The 7,577-nt window shown below is 60.3% G+C and carries 6 protein-coding genes; all 6 read left to right on the forward strand.

Annotated elements, in window-relative coordinates:
- Window positions 1-57 precede the first annotated feature (57 nt).
- The 6 genes from AC3ZVB_RS11305 to AC3ZVB_RS11330 all read left to right on the forward strand — a co-directional run bounded on the left by AC3ZVB_RS11305 (window position 58) and on the right by AC3ZVB_RS11330 (window position 7,313).
- Window positions 58-1,188, forward strand: coding sequence for a PAS domain-containing protein (locus AC3ZVB_RS11305; RefSeq protein ID WP_490146570.1), 1,131 nt, complete (start codon window positions 58-60; stop codon window positions 1,186-1,188).
- On the forward strand, window positions 1,185-2,624 hold the full coding sequence (locus tag AC3ZVB_RS11310) for a sigma-54 interaction domain-containing protein (protein WP_490146571.1): 1,440 nt from the start codon (window positions 1,185-1,187) through the stop codon (window positions 2,622-2,624). Before AC3ZVB_RS11305 ends, AC3ZVB_RS11310 begins: the two co-directional genes overlap by 4 nt.
- A gap of 280 nt (window positions 2,625-2,904) precedes the next feature.
- Window positions 2,905-3,507: a dimethylamine monooxygenase subunit DmmA family protein gene (locus tag AC3ZVB_RS11315; RefSeq protein ID WP_490146572.1), complete on the forward strand. Its 603-nt coding sequence runs from the start codon at window positions 2,905-2,907 to the stop codon at window positions 3,505-3,507.
- Window positions 3,504-4,472 carry a PDR/VanB family oxidoreductase gene (locus AC3ZVB_RS11320; protein ID WP_490146573.1) on the forward strand — a complete coding sequence of 323 codons (969 nt, stop codon included), beginning with the start codon at window positions 3,504-3,506 and terminating at the stop codon, window positions 4,470-4,472. Before AC3ZVB_RS11315 ends, AC3ZVB_RS11320 begins: the two co-directional genes overlap by 4 nt.
- An 18-nt stretch (window positions 4,473-4,490) precedes the next feature.
- A complete protein-coding gene (locus AC3ZVB_RS11325; RefSeq protein WP_162440915.1) occupies window positions 4,491-5,531 on the forward strand; it encodes a heme-dependent oxidative N-demethylase family protein in 1,041 nt (346 codons plus the stop codon).
- A 243-nt stretch (window positions 5,532-5,774) separates the two neighbouring features.
- Window positions 5,775-7,313 (forward strand): APC family permease, encoded by a 1,539-nt coding sequence (locus AC3ZVB_RS11330; protein WP_490146574.1) that lies wholly within the window; start codon window positions 5,775-5,777, stop codon window positions 7,311-7,313.
- Window positions 7,314-7,577 lie beyond the last annotated feature (264 nt).

Consider the following 7,577-nt stretch of genomic DNA (forward strand, 5'->3'; position numbering starts at 1 on the left):
TGATCACCTGAGCATTCACAGTCAGGTCCCCCCGAGCCAACCAGAGCCGATTGACCGATGGATACTCTTGATTTCCTGGCCCAGAAGGCCCCGCCGCTTACCAGCACCCTGAGTGCCGACGGGTTACTCGTCAGCCTGTCCGAGAGCTTGAGCGATCAATTGGGCTATGCGCCTGAAGAATCATTGCACCAGCCGATCGAACGCTTCTACAGCGTCGAGTCTGTACGGGCTTTGCGCTTGCTGTTTGCCAATCCACCCGCCGACGAGCAGGTCCACAGCCTGGAACTGACCCTCATTCGCCACAACGGCGGGTTGCTGCACGTGATCGCCAGCGGCCTGCTGGAATGGCGTTCGGTTCAACCGGCGCGCCTGCATTTGCTGAACATTGCCCTCGGTGCGCTGGGCCATCGCGTGCGGGAAATGCACAACGCCAACGAAGTGATGAGCCAGATGCTGCAAAGCGCCAAAGTCGCCTACTGGTGCATCGAGTTTGCCGAGGCGGTGGACATCAACAACTCGCCGGATGAAATCGTTCGCCAGGTCTTCGAAAACGACTCGCACTGGCGTCTGTGCAACCGGGCGATGGCCGATGTCTACGAGATGCCGTCCGATGTTGATTTCAACCAGCAACCGGTTCGCCTTTACTGGCCACGCAGCCCGGCCAACGAAGAGTTCGTGCGACGCCTGATCGAAGCCGGTTTCAGCGTCGACTGCGCGCTGTCCGTGGACCGTCGCCACGATGGTTCACCCGCCTATGTCGAGAACGATGTTCGGGCCACCATCGTCAACGGGCACCTGTTACGCATGTGGGGCAGCATCCGCGACGTCAGTCAGGAACTGCGCATGCAACACGACGCCGAGCAGCGTATCGACGCCTTGCGAAGGGTCTTCGACGCTGTACCGGACGCCGTGCTGGTGATCGATGAGCACCTGCAACCGCAATGGCGCAACGTAGCGTTTGAAGAGACCTTCGGCATTACCAATGGCGCCGGCATCGCTCGCCTCCTGCTGGACAATGCCCTGCCCGAGCGCACCTGGCACCGCTTGCCGCTGCCCGACCTGAGTGGCCGCGAGCCGGACTTCGACGTGCACTGTTCGCGCATTCAGATTCGTGAAGGCGTGGCCTGGCGCGTCGCGGTGTTTCGTGAACGACAAGGTGTGCTGCACGCCCAAGAGTTGCACCCATGAAAGACTCCAACCTGCCGCCTACCTTGCAGATGGGCATGCGCTCTTCAGTCAACGTCAGCAGTGAAGTGCTCGCGGCACTGCTGGAAACCCCGGCGCTGCATGCCCTGCTCGACAGCTTCAGCGAAGCGCTGATCGTGACGGATGGCGAGGGTCGTGTGCGTTTTCTCAACCTGGCCGCCGAGCGGGTCAACCGCCTCTCGAAGCAGCAGGCCATCGGGCTGTCCGACAGTGAATTCTTCCAGCGTTCGGCGTTGAACTACGACGACTTGCAGGCGGCGCTGAATCGCGGCGGCAACAATGCCTTGACCCGCTCCCGGGAAGGTCGGGTGATGCTCAGCAGCACCCACGCCATACCCACCGGGGCGTATGAAAAACCGTTCAGGATGCTGACCCAGAAAGACTTCGACGGCAGCCAACCGCAACGTCGCGCATCGCTGGGTGCCCGCCCCGTGGAACCCCAGGGCCTGCGTGATCCACAGGACAACGCGCTGCATCTTTCACCGCAGTTATCGAGCATTGCCGATACGGGCGTGCGGGCCTTTCGGCGTCGCGCACGGTTGCTGTTGCTCGGTGAGCCGGGTGTCGGCAAAACCGCCATCGCGCGGCATATCCACCGCGCGGCCGGCTGGGGTGATCGGCCGTTCATCCACGTCAATTGCGGGAGCATCCCGGAAAGCCTGTTCGAGTCGGAGATGTTCGGCTATGAACGCGGCGCCTTCACTGGCGCACTGGCGGGCGGCAAGCAAGGCTACATCGAGGCCGCTGCGGGCGGGACGTTGTTCCTCGACGAGATCGGTGAAATTCCGCTGCATGTCCAGGCCAAGCTGTTGAAGTTTCTTGAAGACAGCACCATTCAGTCAGTCGGCTCGCCCCTGAGCAAAACCGTTCAGGTACAGGTGATAGCGGCCACTAACAAGGACCTGCGTCATCTTGTGAGCGTCGGCGAATTTCGCGCCGATCTCTACTATCGCCTGGCCGTCCTGCCGGTAGAAATCCCGCCACTGCGCCAGCACCGGGACGACCTGCCCTTTCTCATCGACATCTTGCTCAGCCGCATCAATGGCGATCGCGAGCCGTCGTTGAGTCTGTCTGCCGGCTGCCGCAAGCGGCTGATGAGCTATGACTACCCCGGCAATATCCGTGAACTGGTAAACATTTTCGAACGCCTGGCGGTCCTCGCCGACGATGAAGCGCAAGAGCATCACCTGCCTGCCGAATTGCTGCAAACGGGAACTGTGCAGGAGCCATTGAAAACGCGGGTCACGGACGATATTTCGCAGGATGACCCGGAGCAGAATCTGAAGCTTCAGGTGCAGCAATTTGAACGGCAGATCATTCTCAAAGCGGTGCATTTGTGTGGCAGCAAGCGCAAAGCTGCGCAGCACCTGGGGATCGACATCGGCACGTTGATCCGCAAGCTCCAGCGCGACGAGTAACGCCCTCCCTGTAGAAGCTATGTAGCAGCTGTGTAGGAGGCGCTCCACAGCGATCCCACCCAAGGGTCTGTGTGTTGCCATTCTACCGCTGCAAAAACGCATACATATCTAGTTACTTTTGCCTGTCCGTTTCTGCCACAAGAACGCAAACCCCTTTATTTACAACAACTTAGTCAATTGGCACGACCTGTGCTCCTGCTATCTGCAACCCACCATCGCTGGGCATTGCATCAGGGCCGGCTTCCTAAAGCCGAGCCGGTAGCCAGGAGGAATAATAAAAATGTTGATTACCGGGATCAAAAGCCGACCCGTCTATGACCGGTTGCAACCGCTGCCAGGAGGTATCCGGCACATCATTGCCGGGCAAGGCAGCGGCGGTCGCGCCATGTTGCGCCTGTTGGCTGACATGAACGGGCAGAACAGCCCCATCACCTTGCTGTACTCCCAGGAGTCTTTTTCCGGTCAGGACTTCCTCGCCCAATTGCAGCAGCACCCACAACACCCCCTTCACCTGCACGCGACCAATCAGGCGCTGATCGACGAGCTCAAAAGTTTGCTCAGCGATGCGCGCATGGGGACCCGTCTATACCTCGCCGGCTCGGAAAGTTTTCTGGGCAGCGCCATGCAAGTGGCCACGCATTTCGACCTCAACCGCGACGAAGTCCTGCGCGAGCACTCCGGGACACTGGTGCGCCGAGTCTGGTGCGTGCACTGCGACACCTACACCGAAAACGTCACCCAACGCGTTTACGACTGCCCCGGTTGCGGCGTCACGCTGGTGGTGCGCGATCACTATTCCCGGCGCCTGGCGGCCTTTCAGGCGGTCAAGGCCGATGCCGAAGTCCCGGGTGAATTGCCCGAAGCCGAGGAGCTCGATACATGAGCCAGAACAATGGGACGTTGAACCTGCGGGTTGCCCGCATCGAAGCGGTGACGCCGGAAATAAAACGCTTCACCCTGGTGTCGCCAACCGGTGCGCACTTGCCGGCCTTCTCCGGCGGCAGCCACGTGGTGGTGCTGATTTCCAACCCGCACAACACACTGCGCAATCCTTACTCGCTGCTGAGTTCGCCTTACGACACCAGCAGTTATCAGATCGCCGTGCGCCGGGTGGACAGCGGCCGTGGCGGGTCGGTATCGATGCACGACGATGTCAGTGAAGGGGACCTGATCGAGGTCACGCCACCGGTCAACCTGTTCCCGCTGATCAAGCAGGCGCGGCTGCACATTTTCATTACCGGCGGCGTCGGTATCACGCCGGTGATCTCCCAGCTCGAAGAGTTACGCCTGAGCAAGGTGCCTTTCGAGCTGCATTACGCCGTGCGCGGTGAAGAACATGCGCAACTCGGCAAGGAGTTGCAGGCCACTTATGGCGCCCAGGTTCATCTGTACCGCAAGGGTGTCGATGCGCGTATGGAGATCGGCCGGGTCCTGGCTGACCGCCCGCTGGGTAGCCACGTGTATGTGTGCGGTCCGGACAGCATGATCGACGCCACGCTGGTGTGCGCCAGGGATCTGGGCTGGACCGACAGCCATGTGCACTTCGAGCGCTTTCTCGAACAAAGCAGCGGCGGTGAAGCCTTCAGTTTCACCCTGGGCCGCAGCGGCGCAACCATCGAAGTCTCGCCCGACCAGACCATGCTCGAAGCGGTGGAAGCTGCCGGCTACACCATGCCCTACCTGTGTCGCGGCGGCGCCTGTGGTCATTGCGAAACCGAGGTACTCGAGCTCGATGGAGAGCTGCTGCACAGCGATGACTGGCTGTCCGATGAAGACAAAACCAGCCGCAAGAAAATCATGCCCTGCGTATCCCGCGCCAAGTGCAATCGCCTGGTCATCGACCTCTGATCGACGGAGAAAAAAACAATGAACATAAAATTCAATCCCGACGAAACCTACCGCGACGACTACACCTTCGCCAACAGCCCGGAGACCATCGCCCGCGCACCCTTCCCGTTCCCCGATGACGACTACATGTACTCGATGAACCTGGAGCCGCATGTCCCGGTAGGTGACGGTGCGTTCAGGGCCGCATTCGATATCGACGAGCATTACATCAGCGAGTGCAAGGACCGCGCGATCACCCTGGAAAAAGACCCGGGCATGCATTACGTCTCGGCGCCCCACATGATGGAGGCGCAATGGGACTTGCTCGAATTGATCATGGAGTCCTACGCCCGAGACTATCCGCAGTACTTCAGCCTGGCGCGCGAAGGTCGTCAGTGGCACTGGATCAACCGCCTGCTGGACATCGACGATCGTTTCACCTTTGGCGATCCGGCCACCCTGCCCTATGAGCCGATGGAATACGTCACGCGCCAGGCTCAGGGTGATTGGGTGCTGCAGGAAGAACGCGACGGCACGCTCTATTGGGGCGCGGGAATCGCCACCCAACGCGCCGATTACTCCCTGCGTTTCAACCTGGGCATGAGTTGGGAAGAGTTCCACGGACCGGTGCCGCTGGTGAAGGAAATCGGCATGCTCGATCGCGCGCTCAAGTTTCTGCTGCGCTTGCGTACCGGGCACCCGGTGCGTCGCCTGAACTGGTCGCTGACGGTCAATCCGCGCCTTGAAGTCTCGGCCGAAAGCCTGCCGGAGTGGGCACCGGACCGCACCATCGTGACCGCTGAAAATGCCGGCAAGCTGGTTTACCTGCGTATCGAGTTGCAGCCGCTGCATCGATTGCCGCGCAGCAACGCCATCGTGTTCCCGATTCGTACCTATCTGCTGAGCCTGGAAGACATCGCCACCAACCCGGCGTGGGCGCGGCGCATGCATCGGGTCCTGCGGGACCTGAACCAGCAGCTGGTCGATTACAAGGGCTTCAGCCGCTACCGCGATGCGGCTGTTGAATGGCTGTCGCAGTACGACGACGGGCGTGACAGCGAAATCAAAAAGCAGGCGTAAATCAATAAACCTGTAGCAGCTGGCGAAGCCTGCGTTCGGCTGCGAAGCAGTCGAGAAATCAGAATGCACGGTGTGTCAGGTTGACTGCACGCACCGGTTTCACGACTGCTACGCAGCCGAACGCAGGCTTCGCCAGCTGCTACAGGGTCCGTGTGTGCATGACAACAACAACAACAACAACAACAACAAGCTCGGGATCACCCGCCAGCACTAATCCACTGCCATTGATAATGAGGAAATAACATGAGTGGCTCATCCAACACGCGTGCAAGCGTCAGCGCCGATCAGGATGCGGAACAGCTCCGCGCCCTCGGCTACAGTTCGGATTTCAATCGAAGCATGAGCCTTTGGGAGAACTTTTCCCTGGGCTTTACCTATTTGTCGCCGGTCGTCGGCGTGTACACGTTGTTCGGGTTGTGCCTGGCCGCTGGCGGTCCACCGATGTTCTGGTCCTACCTGCTGATCGGCGCCGGCCAGCTGCTGGTGTGCTTGATCTTTGGTGAAATCGTCTCGCAGTTTCCGATTTCCGGCGGTGTCTATCCGTGGGCGCGTCGGCTGGTCGGCAAGCGCTGGGCGTGGATGGTCGGCTGGGTGTATGCCTGGGCCTTGTGCGCAACCATCGCCGGGGTTGCCGTGGGCGCCGGACCGTATCTGGCCATTATGCTGGGTTTCAACCCTGGCCCCGAAGCCAACATCTACATCGCCTTGAGCATCATCCTGCTGTCGACCGCGCTGAACCTGGTTGGCACCAAACTGCTGGCGCGGGTGGCGATGTTCGGTTTTCTCTGTGAGCTGGTCGGGGCGATTCTCGTCGGTGGCTACCTGCTGATCTTCGAGCGTCATCAACCCTTCAGCGTACTGTTCGACACCTTCAACCTGCAGGTCAACGGCTCGTATTTGCCGGCCTTCCTCGCGGCGTCCCTGGCCGGCCTGTTCCAGTACTACGGGTTCGAGGCCTGCGGCGATGTCGCCGAAGAAACCCCGAACCCTGGCAAGCGCATTCCCAAAGCCATGCGCATGACCATCTACATTGGTGGTGCGGCAGCGATGTTCGCGTGCCTGGCGCTGATCCTGTCAGTGCCGGACATGGCCAAGGTGCTCGCTGGCGAAGACACCGATCCGGTCGCCACCATCCTGGCCAATGCCTTCGGCCCGGTCGGATCGCGCCTGGTGATGGCGGTGGTCATGGTGTCGTTCATCTCCTGTGTGTTGAGCTTGCAAGCGGCGGCCAGCCGTCTGTTGTTCGCCTACGCCCGCGACGAAATGATCATTGGCAGTTCGCTGCTCAAACGCCTGTCGGGCAACCACGTGCCATCGTTCGCCTTGATCATCAGCGGCCTGGTGCCTGCGGCCATTGTTTGCCTGGGAATATTCATGGCCGATGCCGTGGCGACCATCGTCGGCTTCGCGGCCATCGGCATCTACGTCGCCTTCCAGTTGATCGTCATCGCTGCCCTGATCGCCCGCGCCAAGGGCTGGCGCCCGAACGGTCAATTTAGCCTCGGTGCGTGGGGCCTGTGGGTGAACCTGGCCGCGCTGGTGTATGGCCTGTGCGCCATCGTCAACATGGTCTGGCCCCGTTCGCCGGATGCCCCTTGGTACATCAACTACGCAATGATCCTGACCACGCTGGTGGTGATGGGCGCGGGCCTTGTCTACATGCTGCTGGGCAAGCCCTACGACAAGGGCACGGCGCCGGCTGGGGACGCGTGGAAGTTTTCGAAACCGCAGGTCAAGGCAACTGATGTATCCGGTGCGGCGGTCAATAGACCGATGATTTGAAGACACATAAATCCCTGTAGAAACCGAATCTCTATAGGAGTGAGCCTGCTCGCGATGGCGGACTGTCATTCAACAGTGAAGTCGACTGTCGGGCCGCTATCGCGAGCAGGCTCACTCCTACATTTAGATCTCGTTCAGGCAGAAGAATAAAATTGTTAGTGAGGACAATCCCATGCAAACCAAACTCCTGATCAACGGCCAGTTGATCGATGGCGAAGGCCCCGCCCAAGCCGTGTTCAACCCGGCGCTCGGCCGCGTTCTGGT

It is taken from the genome of Pseudomonas sp. MDV22-iso1 (assembly GCF_058145095.1).

Excerpts from the sequence above, each read along its gene's own strand:
- AC3ZVB_RS11305 (WP_490146570.1), top strand. The coding sequence starts at position 58 with ATGGATACTCTTGATTTCCTGGCCCAGAAGGCCCCGCCGCTTACCAGC.
- AC3ZVB_RS11310 (WP_490146571.1), top strand. The coding sequence starts at position 1,185 with ATGAAAGACTCCAACCTGCCGCCTACCTTGCAGATGGGCATGCGCTCT.
- AC3ZVB_RS11315 (WP_490146572.1), top strand. The coding sequence starts at position 2,905 with ATGTTGATTACCGGGATCAAAAGCCGACCCGTCTATGACCGGTTGCAA.
- AC3ZVB_RS11320 (WP_490146573.1), top strand. The coding sequence starts at position 3,504 with ATGAGCCAGAACAATGGGACGTTGAACCTGCGGGTTGCCCGCATCGAA.
- AC3ZVB_RS11325 (WP_162440915.1), top strand. The coding sequence starts at position 4,491 with ATGAACATAAAATTCAATCCCGACGAAACCTACCGCGACGACTACACC.
- AC3ZVB_RS11330 (WP_490146574.1), top strand. The coding sequence starts at position 5,775 with ATGAGTGGCTCATCCAACACGCGTGCAAGCGTCAGCGCCGATCAGGAT.